Origin of the sequence: Pseudoalteromonas sp. Xi13, from assembly GCF_003952205.1 — a bacterium.
Classification (GTDB): domain Bacteria; phylum Pseudomonadota; class Gammaproteobacteria; order Enterobacterales; family Alteromonadaceae; genus Pseudoalteromonas; species Pseudoalteromonas atlantica.
The window spans coordinates 3,596,170-3,614,497 of record NZ_CP034439.1 but is presented as its reverse complement, the minus strand read 5'-3'; the positions used below and the strand labels follow the sequence as shown (position 1 = coordinate 3,614,497).

Annotated in this window: 13 protein-coding genes; 5 read left to right on the top strand and 8 right to left on the bottom strand. The window is 43.8% G+C overall.

All coding sequences use genetic code 11. The annotated features are described in order from the left end of the window. The first annotated feature begins 45 nt into the window (after positions 1 to 45). The 5 genes from EJ103_RS16295 to EJ103_RS16275 all read left to right on the top strand — a co-directional run bounded on the left by EJ103_RS16295 (position 46) and on the right by EJ103_RS16275 (position 8,004). Positions 46 to 2,472, top strand: a complete 2,427-nt coding sequence (locus EJ103_RS16295; protein ID WP_126008647.1) for a TonB-dependent receptor — start codon at positions 46 to 48, stop codon at positions 2,470 to 2,472. Between the two features lie 210 nt (positions 2,473 to 2,682). Then, a complete protein-coding gene (locus EJ103_RS16290) occupies positions 2,683 to 4,266 on the top strand; it encodes an alkaline phosphatase (protein ID WP_054983876.1) in 1,584 nt (527 codons plus the stop codon). Between the two features lie 11 nt (positions 4,267 to 4,277). After that, positions 4,278 to 6,065: an alkaline phosphatase gene (locus EJ103_RS16285; RefSeq protein WP_126008645.1), complete on the top strand. Its 1,788-nt coding sequence runs from the start codon at positions 4,278 to 4,280 to the stop codon at positions 6,063 to 6,065. Between the two features lie 161 nt (positions 6,066 to 6,226). After that, a complete protein-coding gene (locus EJ103_RS16280) occupies positions 6,227 to 6,940 on the top strand; it encodes a hypothetical protein (protein WP_126008643.1) in 714 nt (237 codons plus the stop codon). 563 nt (positions 6,941 to 7,503) lie between these two features. Next, positions 7,504 to 8,004 carry a hypothetical protein gene (locus EJ103_RS16275; protein WP_241232284.1) on the top strand — a complete coding sequence of 167 codons (501 nt, stop codon included), beginning with the start codon at positions 7,504 to 7,506 and terminating at the stop codon, positions 8,002 to 8,004. Positions 8,005 to 8,120: 116 nt separating this feature from the next. Here the strand turns inward: EJ103_RS16275 and EJ103_RS16270 are convergent, their stop codons facing one another. The 8 genes from EJ103_RS16270 to EJ103_RS16235 all read right to left on the bottom strand — a co-directional run bounded on the left by EJ103_RS16270 (position 8,121) and on the right by EJ103_RS16235 (position 18,318). Further along, positions 8,121 to 10,010, bottom strand: a complete 1,890-nt coding sequence (locus tag EJ103_RS16270; RefSeq protein ID WP_126008641.1) for a monovalent cation:proton antiporter-2 (CPA2) family protein — start codon at positions 10,008 to 10,010, stop codon at positions 8,121 to 8,123. Between the two features lie 95 nt (positions 10,011 to 10,105). Next, on the bottom strand, positions 10,106 to 10,999 hold the full coding sequence (locus EJ103_RS16265; RefSeq protein ID WP_126008639.1) for a DUF4097 family beta strand repeat-containing protein: 894 nt from the start codon (positions 10,997 to 10,999) through the stop codon (positions 10,106 to 10,108). Positions 11,000 to 11,205: 206 nt separating this feature from the next. Next, positions 11,206 to 13,737: a TonB-dependent receptor gene (locus tag EJ103_RS16260; RefSeq protein ID WP_086004321.1), complete on the bottom strand. Its 2,532-nt coding sequence runs from the start codon at positions 13,735 to 13,737 to the stop codon at positions 11,206 to 11,208. A 590-nt stretch (positions 13,738 to 14,327) separates the two neighbouring features. Next, the gene (locus EJ103_RS16255) at positions 14,328 to 15,173 is read right to left on the bottom strand and encodes a DUF4198 domain-containing protein (protein ID WP_126008637.1); all 846 of its coding nucleotides are present in this window, start codon (positions 15,171 to 15,173) and stop codon (positions 14,328 to 14,330) included. 34 nt (positions 15,174 to 15,207) lie between these two features. After that, positions 15,208 to 15,717: a DUF2271 domain-containing protein gene (locus EJ103_RS16250; protein WP_126008635.1), complete on the bottom strand. Its 510-nt coding sequence runs from the start codon at positions 15,715 to 15,717 to the stop codon at positions 15,208 to 15,210. After that, positions 15,717 to 16,349 (bottom strand): PepSY-associated TM helix domain-containing protein, encoded by a 633-nt coding sequence (locus EJ103_RS16245; protein WP_004586014.1) that lies wholly within the window; start codon positions 16,347 to 16,349, stop codon positions 15,717 to 15,719. The genes EJ103_RS16250 and EJ103_RS16245 overlap by 1 nt, the downstream gene beginning before the upstream one ends. Positions 16,350 to 16,471: 122 nt before the next feature. Beyond that, positions 16,472 to 16,870 (bottom strand): YbaN family protein, encoded by a 399-nt coding sequence (locus EJ103_RS16240; protein ID WP_096740331.1) that lies wholly within the window; start codon positions 16,868 to 16,870, stop codon positions 16,472 to 16,474. 128 nt (positions 16,871 to 16,998) lie between these two features. After that, positions 16,999 to 18,318 (bottom strand): hypothetical protein, encoded by a 1,320-nt coding sequence (locus EJ103_RS16235; RefSeq protein ID WP_054983581.1) that lies wholly within the window; start codon positions 18,316 to 18,318, stop codon positions 16,999 to 17,001. Between the last annotated feature and the right edge of the window lie 10 nt (positions 18,319 to 18,328).

Genomic DNA, 18,328 nt, shown 5'->3' with positions numbered 1-18,328 from the left:
TAGCGCGGTAATTTAACAGCACACACGCACAATTTGGAGAATGACATGAGAGCTAAAAAGTCCGTCTTAAGCTTGGCAGTCACGTTAGCAATGACAACGGGTTTAGCACTAAGCACGCAAGCACATGCGCAGCAAGAGCAAACGGAGCAACAAGCAGAGCAAAACAATAACGACCAGTTTGAAAAAATTGTTGTTACCTCACAAAAACGAACGCAAAGCCTAAATGAAGTACCGCTTGCGGTGTCTGTGCTTAATAGCGATCAAATTGATTCGGCGTTTGCTAATAACATGGAAGGCCTGCAGTCACTTGTACCTTCGGTGAGTTTTAGAAAAGGCACCACAACCCGTAACTCAGCGCTAACAGTGCGTGGTATTGGTACTATTTCGTTTAGTATTGCTGCTGAGCCAAGTGTGGCAACCGTAGTTGATGGCGTGGTGCTAGGTCGCTCTGGTCAAGCCTTTGCCGATTTATACGATGTATCTCGCATTGAAGTACTGCGCGGCCCACAAGGTACCTTATTTGGTAAAAATGCCTCGGCGGGTGTGGTAAACATTACAACCAAAGATCCTTCGTACGATACTACCGGCAGCGTAGAAACCTCGTTTTATCAAGACAACGAATACCGCTTTAAAGGCGTGGTAAGCGGCGGCTTAACCGACGACTTAGCAGCAAGCTTAACCGTGTTTAAAGGTAAGTTTGATGGCTACATTGATAACGTTTACAACAACGAAAAAGTAAACGGTTACGACCGTGAAGGCGCACGTGCTGTATTTAAATACGAGCCAAGCGATGACTTAAACGTTAAATTTATTGCCGAATTTTATAACGCCGACGACGACTGTTGTGCCGATTTAGAAGCCCTGCCAAGTGGCCGCAACCCAGATTCAGACGCAGCCCCTAACAGCAACGGTATTGTTGATGGTGTTGCCGATATTGACCTAGACCAGCGCAAAGTTGATCACGACTATGAGTCGCGCACCATTGACGAACACAGCGCGTTTTCGGTACAGGTTGATAAAGCCATTGGCGACTACACATACACCTCTATTACTGCGCAGCGCTCGTGGGATAACACCGAATACCGCGAAGGCGACTTTACCTCAATTGCTGGCGACAGTAACGAACCTGTATTTGGCGCGCCCTTTCAATTACACGATTTAGGTGCCCAGCAGTGGGATCAGTTTTCACAAGAATTTAGAGTCACCTCAAACCTAGCGGGTCCGTTTAACTATGTGGCTGGCTTATTTTACTGGAACATGGACTCGCAACGTAACTTTACCCGTGACGCAAGTTGTCAAAATAACGGTGGCCAACTAGACGCTGCAATGGCGTATTACGCACAAAATAACCTAACCGGTGCAGAGCTAGATGCCGCATTGGCCGACTTAGACGGCTATACACAAAGCTTAGGTGTAAGCTGTAATGCTAACGATATTGTATCGGCAACCGCGTACATGAGCACCGAGTTTAACAACTGGGCAGCCTTTGCCGATGGTACTTACGATTTATCTGAAGACTTACGTGTACTGTTTGGTATTCGTTATACCGACGATGAAGTGTCGTACACACACCGCCGCGTAAGCAATGACGAATTTGGTCGCACCGGTGTAGGTGTACGCTCAGCAGCACTAAATACTGACGAATCAGGCAGTGCAGAAGAAACCAATGTGTCGGGTCGTTTAGGTATGCAATACGACCTAGGCGATGGCCAAATGGTTTACGGTACTTACTCGCAAGGCTATAAAGGTCCTGGTTTTAACGTGTACTACAACTTTAATCCAGATAACGATAGCCGCGAAATATCGCCAGAAGAGTCAGACGCGTACGAGTTAGGCTACAAATACGCAAGCCGCGACTTTGTATTTAACTTTGCTGTATTTAGAACCGAAATTGAAGGCTTTCAAGCCAATAACTTTGACTGTTCAGACGGCACCTGTATTACCCGTTTAACCAATGCCGGCGATGTAAGTACACAAGGTGCTGAGGTTGACTTTATGTGGGCGGCTACCGACTCACTTACTTTAACCGGTGGTATTGCGTACATTCAGGCCGAAATTGACGAGTTTAATTGTCCGGCAGAGGTAGAAGCAGGTTCATGTACTGACCGCTCTGGCTTAGATGTCCCGTTTTCGCCAGATTTAAAATACTCACTAAGTGCTGATTACTTTATTGAAACAGAGCACGACTTTAATATTCATATTAACGGCTCTTACATTTACACCGACGAGCAATACTCAGACCTACCAAACAATGTAGGCGAGTTTAACCCAGCAGCGTTACTGCCAGATTACGGTATTTTAAACGCAAGTGTGGGTTTATCGTTTAAAGATGATGCATTTAGAGTATCGCTTATTGCTAAAAACTTAACCGATGAAAGCTACGTAACCACCTACAGTGGCGACAACTTCCGTTACCAAATTCCGCGTGATGCAGAGCGCTACTTTGGCGTATCGTTTAAGGCGCGTTTTTAATTATATAAATACATCCCTGTGAAAATTGTGCTAAGCGCAGCGTTTAACCGCTGCGCTTTTTTGTGTCTTAATTTTGTCATGGTTTAGTCATTGTTTTTTAATTAAAAGTACTCTTAGAGGTCACATCTATTTTCTATAGTGCAGCGGTTACTTATTTGAGGTTTACGCTTCAAGCAAAAAATAACCACTACACAATGGGAATAATAAAGGATGAAAATTAAAAAAGTTGCTGCGGCAGTTGGCTTAACGTTTATGTTAAGTGCTGCAAGTCATGCCGATGTATTACCACAAAGCCAAACAGACAATGACTGGTATACAAATGCCCAAACCACACTCGCCACAAAAACTGCGCTTGCACAAAGCCAGCAAACAACAAAAGCTAAAAACGTTATTTTGTTTGTAGGCGACGGCATGGGTGTATCTACCCTTACCGCAGCACGTATCTTAAAAGGACAAAGAGCGGGCGATTTAGGTGAAGAAGGTTATTTAAGCTTTGAAGAGTTCCCGTACTCAGCACAAGTAAAAACATACAACGTAGATGCTCAAACACCAGACTCTGCAGGCACAATGACCGCGATGATCTCAGGGGTTAAAACCGATGTAGGCGTTATTGGTGTAGACGAAGACATAGAGCGCGGTGTGTGTTCAACTGTATCGGGTAATGAGCTTTTAACAGCAACAGAACTGGCTGAAATTAAAGGCCTAGCAACCGGTGTTATTTCAACAGCGCGTATTACCCATGCAACGCCAGCGGCAACCTATGCAAAATCGGCAGACCGTAACTGGGAAGATATCTCCGACATGCCAGAAACCGAAACTGCATGTGAAGACATTGCCTCGCAATTGGTTAATTTTGAGAAAAACCTAGAAGCACGTTTTGTAGGTACCGACGTAGACGGCCTTGATTTTGTAATGGGTGGCGGACGTCGTCATTTTTTACCAAAAGATGAAGCAGCTAACTCAGCAGATGCACTTAGCGCTGTAGAGGGCGATCGTACTGATGAGCGTAACTTAGTTACTGAGTGGCAAACACAATACCCACAAGGTACTTATGTTATGGACCAAGCAGGCTTTGATGCTATTGCTGATGATGCCACTAAAGTGTTTGGCTTATTTAACGAATCGCACATGCAATACGAAGCAGACCGCGCAAACGATATTGCCGGCGAGCCATCGCTTAGCGAAATGACCAGCAAAGCAATTGATGTATTAGGTAAAAACGAAAACGGCTTTTTCTTAACCGTTGAATCGGGCCGTATTGACCACGCACACCACGCGGGTAATGCCTACAACGCACTTAACGACACCATTGAATTTGCTAAAGCCGTGCAAGCTGCGGTAGATAATACCAACCCAGAAGAAACCCTTATTTTAGTAACCGCCGATCACAGCCACGTATTTACTATTGCTGGTTACCCTAAACGCGGTAACCCAATTTTAGGCCAAGTAGTTGCCGTAGGCGAAACCACACCAAGCCTTGCTGCCGACGATATGCCATACACCACAGTAGGCTATGCAAATGGTTTAGGGTTTAGAAACTTAGTTGATGAAACAGATGCCGATGCAGCGTATACAACTGGCCCAGTTGCTGGACGTGTAGAGCTTAGTGGCGTTGATACTACCAATGTTGGCTTTCACCAAGAAACCACTGTCCCTCTTGGCTCAGAAACTCATGCCGGTGAAGATATTTCGCTGCATGCAAAAGGCCCTGGCGCACAGCTAGCTCAAGGCGTAATTGAGCAAAACGTAGTATTTCATTTAATTAATCAAGCTCTTGAACTAACTCAGCAATAATGGCGGCTAACATGAACAAATTAACAGTACTTTCTTTAGCAGTAATGGTCGCGCTAGCAGGTTGTAGTGACGACGACAAAGACGAAAATAATATTCTCGCGGTAGATAACACCATTACAGTAGGCTCTGAGCAATGTGTTAATGGCGGCGTAGAAACCCAAACTGGCGTAGATACAAACGGCAACGGCGTGCTAGATAGCGACGAAGTTACCTCTTCAAACTTAGTGTGTAATGCACCTGCTACGTCACTTACCAGCGAACAACTTGCCACCTTAACGTCTAACGCATGGTATGGCGATGCACAAACAAAGCTTGCGGCAACACAGCAAGCTAATAGCGAAGTGGTTACTGAATCTGGCAAAGCGAAAAACGTTATATTATTTGTCGGCGACGGCATGGGTATTTCTACCGTAACAGCTGCACGTATTTTAGCAGGCCAGCTTGAAGGCGGTTTAGGTGAAGACTACCAGTTAAGTTTTGAAAAAATGCCGTACTCAGGTTTTGTTAAAACTTACAACGTAGATGCGCAAACGCCGGATTCAGCAGGCACAATGACGGCAATGGTATCAGGTGTTAAAACCGATGTGGGCGTAATTGGCGTAGATGAAGACATTGAACGCGGCGACTGTGCCACGGTAACAGGCAACGAACTGGTTACCTCGTTAGAGCTTGCTGAAATTGCCGGTAAAGCAACTGGCCTTATTTCAACCGCACGTATTACCCATGCAACACCTGCAGCAACGTATGCTAAATCGGCTGACCGTAACTGGGAAGATAACTCAGATATGCCAGAGGGCACTGAAGCCTGTGAAGATATTGCATCGCAGCTTGTTAACTTTGAAGCCAACTTAGAGTCGCGTTATGCAGGTATTGATGTAGATGGCATTGATGTTGTAATGGGTGGCGGACGTCGTCACTTTTTACCAAAAGATGAAGCAGCAAACTCAGCCGATGCAGTAAGCGCCGTAGAAGGCGACCGTACTGATGGCCGCAACCTAGTAACCGAGTGGCAAACAACTTACCCAAGCGGCACTTACGTTATGGACCAAACTGGTTTTGATGCAATCAGCGACGATGCCACAAAAGTATTTGGTTTATTTAACGAATCGCACATGCAATACGAAGCCGACCGCGCAAACGATGTAGCGGGCGAGCCTTCGCTTAGCGAAATGACCGAAAAAGCAATTAACGTACTAGATAACAACGACAATGGCTTTTTCTTATCGGTAGAAGCAGGTCGTATTGACCACGCGCACCATGCGGGTAATGCCTACAATGCCCTAAACGACACAGTAGAGTTTGCAAAAGCTGTGCAAGTGGCAATGGAAAACACTAACCCAGAAGAAACGCTAATAGTAGTAACTGCCGATCACAGTCACGTATTTACTATTGCAGGCTACCCTAAACGTGGTAACCCAATATTAGGTAAAGTTGTTGCCGTAGGCGAAACCGAGCCAAGCCTAGCTGCCGACGATATGCCATACACCACAGTTGGCTACACCAACGGTGGCGGCTTTAGAGATTTAGGCGATGAAACCGATGCCGATGCAGGTTATGCATTTGCACCTGTTACAGGGCGTGTAGATTTAACCGATGTTGAAACAACTGCACCGGGCTTTCACCAAGAGGCACTTGTACCACTTGGCTCAGAAACTCACGCAGGTGAAGATGTTGGCGTATACGCAATGGGCCCAGGCGCTCACTTAGTGACAGGCACTAACGAGCAAAGCTTTTTATTCCATGTAATGGACTTTGCAGCAGACTTAGTAACTACCGCTGATAAAAAAGTAACGCCATAAGCAATTTAATACGTACGTTTAGCACATAAAGTACGTATAAAAATGGGGTATTTAAAAACAACTCGTACGCTGTGCGAGTTGTTTTTTTATGTCATAAAAATGCCACTGTAAATGGGTATGGTAATGCCTATTACAGTGACGTTTAAATAAGAGATAATTTAATGAAACTAGCATTATTTTTAATGGCAACACTTGCCAGTACCAGCACCCTAGCACAGCAATGTAATATTGATAGCGCGCATTTAAAAGCCGACTATAAAATTACCAATACTCATAAAAACGAGCAAAGCACGCAGTCACTTACGCTTTGGCGAAACAACTCACAAGTAGCGCATCAGCGTGAGGTTATTACTGAGCTTTGGCAGCACTTAGCTAACAAACAAATTCGCCCAATTCGTTATTTTAATGCTCAGCAACGCGGTATTGAGTATCAGCCATCTGAGGTACGCGGTGTACAAAGTTGGAGCGCTAAAAATCAGCTGGTGGATACGCATTTAATCGAAAAAATGACCCTAGTTAACACCCAAGGCAGCGGCTGCGATGAAGTAAAAAACTACACACTTTCTGAGGGCGACAACCAATTTAAGCTCGCTTTATTTACCAAATCAAACTTGGTTAAAAGCTTTAGCGTAACCAATAAAAAAAGCCACACTCACACTGAGCTTAACCTAAATGATGTAAGCAGCAATAAAGCAGAAATAACCGCACAGTTTGCCAAGTGGGATCGCTTTCAAACCACCGACTACGCCGACATAGGCGATAACGAAAACGACCCGTTTTTAGCAAAAATGATCAACCTTGGTTTTATAGAACACGGCGCAACGGGGTTTTATAATCAGCAAGGTAAAGCGATTCAAGGTGGGCACCACCATTAGGTTTTAGACTGTTTAAATGTAGTAGCTCATAGCTGGAAGGGTGACTGGCTATGAGCTAAATGTAACACTGAAAGAGCTTTCCTAAATTCCTGCCACAGATATACCCTAATCAAATACCTTTCTCGTATTTTCAAAGTTAACATATCGCAGGAGGTTCTTTTTTGATAAAACATACGTTACTTAAAATCGGTACGCGACCAAGATTTAAAGCATCTTTATAATAAAAAATAAAGCTAGAGACTCATTCATTAATTGAGTTTATGGCTTTTTGCTTCTATAAACGGACAATCATTCAGTATCCTGTCCGTGACTATATTTAGCCAAGCATCATAATGGAAACTAATCCAATATAAAGAGGCTAATTAGTTATGGAAAAGTTGATTATGAAACTATTAAGCGTAGTGAGAGTTGAGAATGTTTCAACAGTTACTGTTTGTATTTGTCTTGTTTTATTAGTGTTTAAATTAGGGTGAAAAAATGGATATTGATGAGTTGACTGGGTTAGTTCAAGGGAAAGCTTTTTTTCAGGCGCTTATAAAAATACACTTGAAGATGTAGTGGAAGTGAGAGAAATTTTAAAAGCTTCTTATAAACATAATGAGTTTCCATACTATTCAGAGTTTGAACATAGCTGGAATATTCTTAGGGAAAGCTCATCACATAATGTAATTGAGCGTGAACAAGTAGAAAGCAATCCATTAAACAGCTTTTTATACCTTATAGAATCTGGACTCTATCCACCCCCTGAGTTATTAATTGTTGTCGCGAGTTGTTTTAGAGCTCATATGATTAGCGGAGGGAAAACTAATCTATCTGAAGATTTCTTCGGAAAAGATAAGCAGTTCGATCATTGTATAAACGTGTCTAAGATTACTAAGTACATGGATTTTGAATTAAAATGGGTTATTGATAAAAAAGAATCATTGCAGGACGTTGCGGAACAATACTTACTAGAATGCTCAGAAAAAAATAATAACACATTCGGTGAAAATACTGATGTTGAAAGCTTCTTAAGGGGTTATCGTCGTTGGAAAAATGATTCAAAAAAACAAAAATATTATTAAAAATTATTTAGGGATTGAATGTGATAGCTACAGGCTTAATAGAGCATTTAGCAATCATATCCCAAATTTATGTGCTGCCAGCTATTGCCAACAGCACAAATATAAAAACCTTAACACTACTCCAAATGAGAATCATCAGGCTTTTTAGGCCTATCAGCTCGCTCTGTTAGGCCGTCTTCACAGTCGCCGTTGTCGCAGGTGTTTAAATCACTTTGTGCCTGCTTGTCTTGTTGCAGTACTTGTTTTAAATCTTCCATGCGTTGGCGCACGGCTACGCCGTAGCTGGCGTCGTCGCCCCACAGTTCGGCAAGTTGCAATACAGCAGCGCGGTCGTGGTCTCTAAATAGTTTTCCGGCGCGCTGGGCATCTTCTTTATTGTTACCTAATAACTCTAATGCATCTACCGCTAGGTTAATGGCCGAGTCGACCGTTTCGCGGTTAAAGGCATCTACTTTTAAATTAAGTAATTGATACGCGTGGCGGCGGTCGATAGCGCGGGCAACAATTTTGAGCTGCGGGTAGTTTTTATGTGCAAGCTTAATAATTTCGAGGGTTTTGTCTGCATCATCTATTGCCACAATTAGCATTTGCGCGGTGTGCGCGCCTGCGGCTTCTAGCAGCTCTTGGCGGGCAGCATCACCATAAAATACGGTATTGCCAAAGCGGCGTAGGAGTTCTATTTGGCTTGGGCTGTGATCAAGTACAGTAATTTCGTAGCCTTGGGCGTGTAATAAGCGACCCATAATTTGCCCAAAGCGACCGTAGCCTGCAATTATAACGTGTTTAGCGCTGCTAATTTGCTCGGGCTTATCAAACTCGGGCGCGCTGTTACTGGTACGTTTTTGTAGCTGCTCGTAAGCCATTAATAACAGTGGCGCAACCAACATTGAAACAGCCACCACTAACGTGACTAAGCTTGTTTGCTCTGGCGTTAATATGCTTAATGTAGTGGTTACGCTTAAAAGTACAAAGGCAAATTCGCCGCCTTGTGCCAGCGCTAGTGCAAACAGTAAACGCTGCTTTTTACTAATATTAAAGGTGATTGCAAGGGCAAACAAAATGCAGGCTTTTATTACAATAAGCAGCGCAACGAGTGCAATAACGGTTGTAAATTCATCCGCTAATAATTCAAAGTTGATTGATGCACCAACAGTGATAAAAAACAGCCCTAACAGTAGGCCTTTAAAGGGTTCTATATCGGCTTCTAGCTCGTGTCTAAACTCGCTTTCGGCAAGGACTACACCGGCTAAAAATGTACCGAGTGCCGGTGATAAGCCAATACTTTGCATTACAAGGGCAATAGCCACCACTAAAAATAGCGCAAAAATAGTAAATATTTCACGCATGTGGGTTTGCGCTATGTATCTAAATAACGGGGCCGACACATATTTTCCGCCGGCAATAATAGCGGCGATAACCGCTACCGATACGCCAACTTGTTGCCATACCGGCCAGCTTGCAATAATGGAGTCGCTAATTTCTTTGGAGCTACTTTGCGGTGCAAAAGCCAGTAGTGGCAGGAGCGCTAAAATAGGAATAATGGCGATGTCTTGAAACAGCAAAACCGAGAATGCGTTTTGCCCGGCTTCTTGCTTTAGCCAGCCTTTTTCTTCAAGGCTTTGCAGTACAATAGCGGTTGATGACAGCGCCAGCATTAAGCCAATGGCGAGGGCGGTTTGCCAATGCATGGTAAAAACCCAATAACAAAACGCAAAAATAGCCGCGGCGGTAAGTACGACCTGTAAGCCGCCAAGCCCTAATATTGAATGGCGAAGCTTCCATAAACGGGCTGGTTGTAGCTCAAGGCCAACTAAAAACAGCATCATCACTACGCCAAATTCGGCGAAGTGCATTACATCTGTTTGATCGCCCACAATACCCAGGGCGTAAGGGCCAATTAGTATGCCCGCAATTAAATAACCAAGTACCGAGCCAAGTCCCACTCGCTTGGCAATAGGTACAGCCACTATGGCCGCCGCTAAGTAAATTAAAGCTATTTCTAACACGCGTATATCCTAATAGTATCAAGGCTTTTAGCATGGCTTAGTGGCTTTAAAAATACAATGGGTCATGTGGCTGAAAATGGATCATTTAGTCATAATTAATCGGCTACTTTTACAGGGCCGTTAATGTTATCAATGCTTACATCGCCAGAGCCCGATTCGGTAATGGTAAGCCCCTTAGCGTGGTTTACACGAATATTGCCCGAGCCATCTTCAATGGTTACGCTTGCTTGCACGTGCTCAATGACTAAATCGCCAGAGTTATCGTCTACATCTACTGCGCCATTAATATTGTTAATAGCAATGCTGCCTGAGCCGTCTTCAACAGTTAAGGTGCCGCGCACATTACTAATGCGCATATCGCCCGAACCATCATCAACTACGGCGTTGCCGCTAACATTATTAATATTTACGCTGCCAGAGCCATCGGTAAGCGCTAAGTTACCGGTGATGTTTTCAAGAGTAATATCGCCTGAGCCATCTTCAATAGTAAGGTTTTTAGCACTGTTGATAGATAAGCTGCCAGAGCCGTCTTCTACGTTAATGTTATTTTGCATGGCGCTTATTGCAATGTCGCCAGAGCCATCATCAATATCGAGCATTAAATTACTTGGCACAGTAACCACTAAATCAATGTGTGGCGATTGGCCGCTGTAAAAACGCATACCGCTGGCAGTATTGTTGTTTGCAACTAGGGTAGCTTGTTTGCCATTTTGCTCAAGGGTGAGTGTGTATTCGTCTTCAATGTCGGCGGTAAAAATTGTGGCATCTACACTGATGCTGGTGGCATTGGGCGAGCCTTTTATTTCAAGAGAGCCTGCACCGCTTAATACGTTTAAGTATTCTAGGTTATTACTTGGCAGTGATAACTGCTGAGTTTGTTTTACTGAGGCAACGCTTGGCGATATATGAAACACACAGCCGCTTAATAATAAAATGCCGCCAATAAGTGAAAGTGGTTTTGTAATGCCTGATACAGTTGATGAACTCATGTTTAGTCCTTTGTGTTTGTTATTTATGCATGTTTTGTATAAGCATAGTAGAGCAAAAACGAGACCAACTGTAAGTTATTGATTTTATTGGGGAGAGATGTGTTTATGAAAAGTGGATTTACTAATAAGTGGTTAAATACACTAAGAAGTAATTAAAAAAGGATGCACATGGCATCCTTTTTAAGTGTTTGCTTTTAGGTTATTTATTAAAAGCTGTAAGTAATATTACCGTATAGGAAACGCCCGTCTAATCCGTACGGTGCATATGGCGTGTACGGGAATATTTGGCCAAAGTCAGAGTAACCAATGTTATCTACCGTTGCTTGCGGGTACTGATCAAACAAGTTATTTGCACCTACTGCAAATTTCCAGTATTCGTCTGGGCGGTAGGCTACTTCTAGGTCGGTGATCCATTTAGGGTCTATGTACTCATCGCGATCGGCGGTAGTTGAAATATCAGCCACTTCACCGTAGCGCGTTGCACGAAGGGTGGTTTGCCATTCGTTAAAGTTCCACACTGCTGATAGGTTCCATTTGCTATCTGGCGTACCTTCTTCAAAGCGGCCTACTTCGCGGCGTGCAAATACAACGTAGTCATCGCCTAGTGAATTTAGCTCGCTTGGGTTGTCGTCTACGTGCGTTACTTCGGTATCGTTAAAGTTAGCCGCTACGTTTAAGCGTAAGTCACCTAAATCGCTTAAATCTAAGTTGTAGGTAGCAACAATATCAACACCTTGCGTGCGCGAGTCGATAGCGTTAGTAAAGTAACGTACGCTTTCTGTGTTTAGCTCGCCGGCATTTTGCAGTATTTCTACTACAGCATCGCCCTCTAGGTTTTCAGACAATACAATACGGTCATCAATATCAATGCGGTAGGCATCTACAGTTAGGCTAAAGCTGCCTTGTGTGTACATAAAGCCTGCCGTTACGTTTACAGACTCTTCGGCATCAAGTTGTTCTGCACCAAGTGCCTGCGCTGCCGCTGAATCGGTAGGGAATAAACCTACTTCAAACGGTTGGTTGTTCTCAAGCACGGTAGAGATTTGACGGTAGGAGCTTTGCGCAAGTGATGGAGCACGGAAACCTGTGCTAATTGCACCACGTAGTGATAGGTTTTCGTTAATGCTATAACGCGACGCAAGCTTTGATGTAAACGTATCGCCAAAGTCGGTGTAATCTTCGTAGCGACCCGCTAAAACAAGGTTCCAGTCTTCTGTTAGGTAAGTATCAAACTCAACAAATACAGCTACGTTATGGCGGCTTTCGTCGGTTACGCTTTCTGGGCCAAAACCAGCTAATACTTGTGCGCCACCGGCAGCAATTGGATTGCCATCGCTATCTAAAGCGGTAATGTAAGAGGCTTCTTCGCCTTGCTCAATTTTGTAGCTTTCGTGGCGGTACTCTGCACCTACAGTAAAAAATACGTCATCTGGCAAGCCAAAATCTAGCACTGTATTTGCCGTAGCGTTTACTAAAAACTGATCGTAAACCAATGCACCGTTGTCAAATTCGGTTGGGCTGTCGGCACCTAATGATGTATTTATACTATTTACAACGCCGAAACCAAAGTCGTTACGGCCGTAGTTGGTACTTACATCCCAGGTCCATTCGCCAGTTTCGCCTTGCAGGCCTAGGGCAAATGAGTAATCTTGTACGTCGGTTTCAATTTGCGGTAAAAAGCCGTCTGGGTACACTTCTAACACGTTGCGGCTGTCGTTTGCACGGCGGTAAAAACCACCTGAGTTACCTTCGCGTTTTGAGTAGCTACCAAACGAGTACAGGTTATAGCCGTTATCAAAGTCGTAACCCATGTTGTAAAACAGTGCGTAGTCTTCAAGCTCTGCTTTACCAAAGCGGTGGTTGTAACGGTCGATGGTAAATTCGCGTGGGTCTAGGCTGCCATCTTCTAAGCGGTCGTATTGCTCGCGCGGGTCAAAGCCTGAGCGCTGCGTAGAGTCGTTATCACGATACTCAATTGATACGTTTACAAAGCCGTTATCTAAAAGCTCAAAACCAGAGTTTGCGCTAATTGTACGACTTGCGCCGTCGTTTACTTCGCGGTCGGCGCCGGTATTAAAGGCAAGGTTGCCATCGGCATCTGCGTAAGTGCTTTCTAGCTGAGGTACGCCAGCCATTTGGGTGTCGTACTCGCCGTAGGTTACGCTTACGCTGCCCCCTTCTGAGGCATCTTTAAGTACAATGTTAATTACACCGGCAATGGCGTCTGAGCCGTATTGCGCTGCTGCGCCATCACGTAGTACTTCTACGCGTTTAATGGCTGAAGTTGGGATCATGTTTAAGTCAACAGCGGTAGAACCACGGCCAACAACACCCGCTAAGTTTAATAGCGCGCCAGCATGGCGGCGTTTGCCATTAATAAGCACTAGGGTGTGATCGGGTGCTAAACCACGTAATACAGCCGGTTTAGCGTGGTCTGTACCATCACCCATGGTGGCGCTTGGGTAGTTAAAGCTAGGTACTTGGTTGGCCAGTATTTGGCTAATTTCTAGCTGACCCGTGCTTTGCATATCACCACTGGTAATAATATCTACAGGTACGGTACTTTCGGCAATACTGCGCAGGCTTCTGCGGGTACCGGTAACCGAAATCACTTCAATACTTTCTTGTGCTTGAGTGTCTTGTTCTGCAGCAAATGCAGGAGAATAAGACGCGCCAAGCGCAGAGGTAACGGCCAGGCTAAGTGCTACTTTTTTGGCTGATAATTGCTTTAACATGATGTTGATTCCCTTAAGGGCTGCTGACTATTGATTTTTCAAAGGAGCGCATAATATAGAAGGCACTACCTGTGTGCAAAGATAAAAACTGTCTAAGTTATTCTAAGTTGTTAACAACTAAAATGACAGTTTACGCCCGCTATAGACGTTTAGATCGCTCGAGTTGCAATCTTGTGTCGAATGGCTGCAAATTCAAGGTAAGTTGTCGGTTTTTTTGAAAAACAAAAAAGGCCAAGTTAGGGCGTGTTGCACTTTGCGGATTGAAATTTGTTCAATCTAGGGGCGATTAAATCGCGGCGCGAGGTTTGTAACCTAGTGGGCTAAGTAAAAATCGAGTAAAGCTTCCGCGTCCTGCTCACGCCCCTTACCTACATCCATGTAGGCAACAAAGAGTTTATCGCCCCTAGGTAGAACCCGAAGGGCAGCACATGTTTGGCATTTATGCTGCGTTATCGCCTATTTATGGGGAATAACCACACTTCATAGGCTCTGCCTTGCCTAAAAACCAAACACACTGCTGCAAATTCAACCATCAAAGCTCAACACGCCCTGAAAACTTGGCCTTAATTTATTGTGTAAATTGCGTGAAAAAATTATTCAGGCGCTACTTCTAACGTCGTGAATAAAGCATAACGACCGGCATCTACGCCTTCTTCGTTTACTTTAACTTTGTTAGAGGTTTCGATTAGGTATAGGCCTGGCTCTTTCCAGGTTGTGCTAAACATGCCGTTTTTATCGGTTGTTACTTTTATTTCGCCACGTTCGTTACGGTAGCGTGTATCGCCTTTTAAAATGCTTACTTCAATGCCTTCGCCCGCTGGCTTGCCATCTTGTAGTAACTGAAAACGTGCTTGCTCGCCAACAAATAAATCGTTTGGATGCGTTGGGCCGCTAAGCTCAAGGCCTAAACCAAGTTGTGCAGGCTTAGAAGTACCGTTACGGCTTACAAATGTATCTACTGTAGATATAACTTTAGTTGTGGTTACATCTTTTGCATTGCTTGGTAATTTAGCTTCTGACTTTTTACCAAATACGCGCTGGCGCTTACCTTCTTCGTTTTTGTAGAAGGTCATGTACATTGGCTTTTGCGTCATGGCAATGTGGTAAGTACCTTCTTCTTTTAGGCTTACCGCCGCTGAGCTTTTACGCTTTAGGTAATAAGCACGAATGGTCTCAGATACTTCTTCACCGTTTGGTGCAAGGGCCATAAGTAGAGTGTCGTCGTACTCTGCGCCTTTTTCTTTTGGCTTAAAGGCTTTGTCGGGTGCAAACATTTCATTAGAAATACTCGCATCAATCATTACGTAGTGCGCTTTGTCACCAGATAATGACGTGTGCGAAGGTAATAACCAGCGCCCATGTGCACTTGCCGATGTAGATACCAGCGCCGATAAGCTAAGTGCGCCAATTAAAGCCGTTTTTAATAAATTAATTTTCATTGTATTTCCTTAAATTCAAATGATTAAGTAGCAGCTACTTAGTGCTTACGGTTACAAAACTTGTCGAAAATTCTTTTTTACCTTCAATGGTCACTTTGCCAGCTTGTGATAAATCAAGCTCTATGCGGCTGTAATCACGGCCGCCTTCTTCGCGCACAACCTCAATGTTTAAAAGGTATTTGCCAGGCTTTACGGCATTGCCGTCTAAATCTTTACCTTGCCAGTCAATGGTGTAAGTACCTGCGCGCTTAGTTGCGCCGCTTATGCCGTCAAAGTTAATGTCGGTTTTACCTGCTTTACGCCACCATTGGCGCAAATCTTTAAACCATTCTGCTTTTTGAACCCATAGCGCAAGCGTAGTTACGTGTTTGCGCTTTGGCGTTTCTAGCCAAACAGCTACGTATGGGCGGTGGTAAGGTTGTACATCAAGATCGGGTAGGGTTAATTCAATCTCTAGCTGTGGCGTTTGTGCCTGCGCAGTTGTTTGAAATAATGCGGCAACCATTAATAGTGCTGCACTTAGTACCGTACTTACTTTTAACATTAAGACACTCCTTTAATTTGTGGCACCCAACATAAATAAATAACCAAAGGCGTTGCTATGCCTAAAACGGTTATCCATATTCCTGCTAAGCGTTTTTTTCTGTTTTGAAATAAAATAATCATCCCGGTGATTGAAAAAATAATCATCAATACCGCTGAAATATCAATAACCCAGCTCCACACCGCGCCACTGTGGCGGCCTTTGTGTAAATCGCCAATCAGGCTTAAAAAGCCACCGGTTTGGTAATCTAGGTTTAGCTCACCGGTTGTAAAATCAAGCTCTGCGTAAGCAAAACCTGCCGGTAGTGGGTAGTCGAGCATAACCAGCGCGTCTTCTTTTTCCCACTCAATGCTTTTAACTTTAGTGAGCGCGTATTGCTCGGCAAAAAACGCTTCTATGTCTGGGTAGAGGGTGGGTAATGTATCTAGTTGAGTATTCGCTTTAGCCATTAACGCTTGAGGAATAGCGGTACTTACTTGGCCGTTGCTTTTGTCGTTTTTAAGCCAATCAACATGGTTAAGTACAATGCCGCTAACGCAAAATAAAATAAGCAAAAAAAACAAAGCTGTAGAAATATAAATATGGAGCGCACGGCTTGTGCTGTACAAAGCCCGCTTATTAATAAACGCCATAGAAACAGTAATTAAATTAAATTTAGAACATGATAATCATTTGCATTAACCATTACAAATTTACTTACTTAACTTTACATTAAATTTTTGGCTAAACGGTGTGTGCATGCAAAAAAGGGCGGTTATTTAGCACTTGGTGGGTGCGAGGGCCTTAAAATTAGGTAAATCATAACGGCTATTTCAATTACGCCAACAAGGTAAATAACCCAAACAGGGGCGTTTGAGTAAAGCAAAAATACAAAACCAATAAGCATACCAATCGCGGCGTAGCATTTTGCTTTTACAGGCACTACTTTATGCGCTTGCCATTGTTGTAAGGTAACGCCGTAACGAGGGTGGCTAAGTAGCCAGTGTTCAAGCGCCGGTGATGAGCGAGTAAAGCAGGTAAGCGCAAGAATAAAAAAAATGGTGGTAGGCATAACCGGCAGCACAATACCAATAATACCAAGAGCCACTAACAATAACCCAAGTGCTTTAAGCCATAAGTTTTTATAACAAATAAATACTGCTTTTATATTCACTTAGGCTCTTTTAAGTAATGGCTGTTAGTTAGGATTGTAGGCCAAATAGTTATAAAATCGAACCCTATAAACGCAAAAAAGGGCAAACTAAGTCTGCCCTTTTAAAATACTAAATATGTTTTACTTATTTAGAAGTAGTAACCTACGTTGATGTTAAAGCGACGTTCTGTGTCGCCATCACCTGCAACAGAGCCACCAATAAATGGCTGGTTACGTGCTTGAATAAAGTCAAAGTAAGTAAATAATGCACCGGCCGATACGCTCATGCCTGTTACGTTCATCCACGTATCTGGGCTGTCGTCAGACTTGTCGTAAATAATGCCGTAATCGTTGTAAAATTGAACGCCTGTTACTGGGCCCCAATCAAGCGATAGATCGTAAGCTACGTTAAAGTTGGTCATGGTTGCTTCGCTTGATACGGTATCGTAGTAATCAAACGCGCCAACTACAAAACGGTTGCTGTTGTCATCTAGGTCGTAGTCGTACTCGCCGTGCTGAAATTGAATATTCCAGTTATTAATTTGGCTATTTACATGAAACGCCCATGCGCCGTAGTTACCTGCACGGTCGTTACCGTCGTGCAAACCACCGCTTAGTAGTGATACGCCAATATCGGTTTTAGCGTTTTCACTGTGCTCAATTTGATACACTGTACGGCCAGCAAAAGTATTGTACTCACCAAGGCGCGAACCTGGTGCGTCGTAGGTGCCTTCGGTTGTTGCACGGCTACCAACAATATCGTAAGAGTAACGTTCGTTAACTTCTGAGCTGCCATCAACGCCGCCTACTTCATCATTTTTGAAAAAGCCGAGGTCTAGTTTCCAGTTGTCTTTAAGTTTACGGTTTACTGTCACACCTAAATCAAAGTCATCTTCTAGGCCAACGTAGTAGTTGGTGCTAAAAAAGTAGCTGTGTGAGTTGTATGGGCCGTTACCAAACGGTACAGGTGCAATACCGGCTTGCGCTTCCCAGCCATCTGTAAATTCGTAACCTAAGTATGCATACTTAACAATGGTCATGTAATCGTAAAAACGAAAATCACCATTTACAGAAATGTCGCTAATTTCACCCGATAAGTTAAGGCGAAATACTTCAAAGTCTAAATCGCCGCCACGGTCTTGCGTGTCTTCATCGTAGGTGTTTGTGCTGTAGTTAAAACGTACGGCACCGCCAATTTTAATGCCTTCATCTTCTTGTTCAGGCGCAGCGGCGGCAACAACAACTTCTTTGTTGTCGGCCTTTTTACTGATCTCGGCAACTTGTTGTTCGTGTTGCTTGTTGATTTGGCTTTGCTTTGATTTTTCATCAGCAAGCTGCTGTTCAAGCAACTGCATTTGTTGCTTAAGCTGCTTTAATTGGCTTTGCAGTGTGTCGAGATCGGCTGCATTAGCTGTGCTTGCTGCACCGCCAAGCATTAGTGCTAGCGTTAATTTTGAGAGTTTAGTCATTGTTGATGCT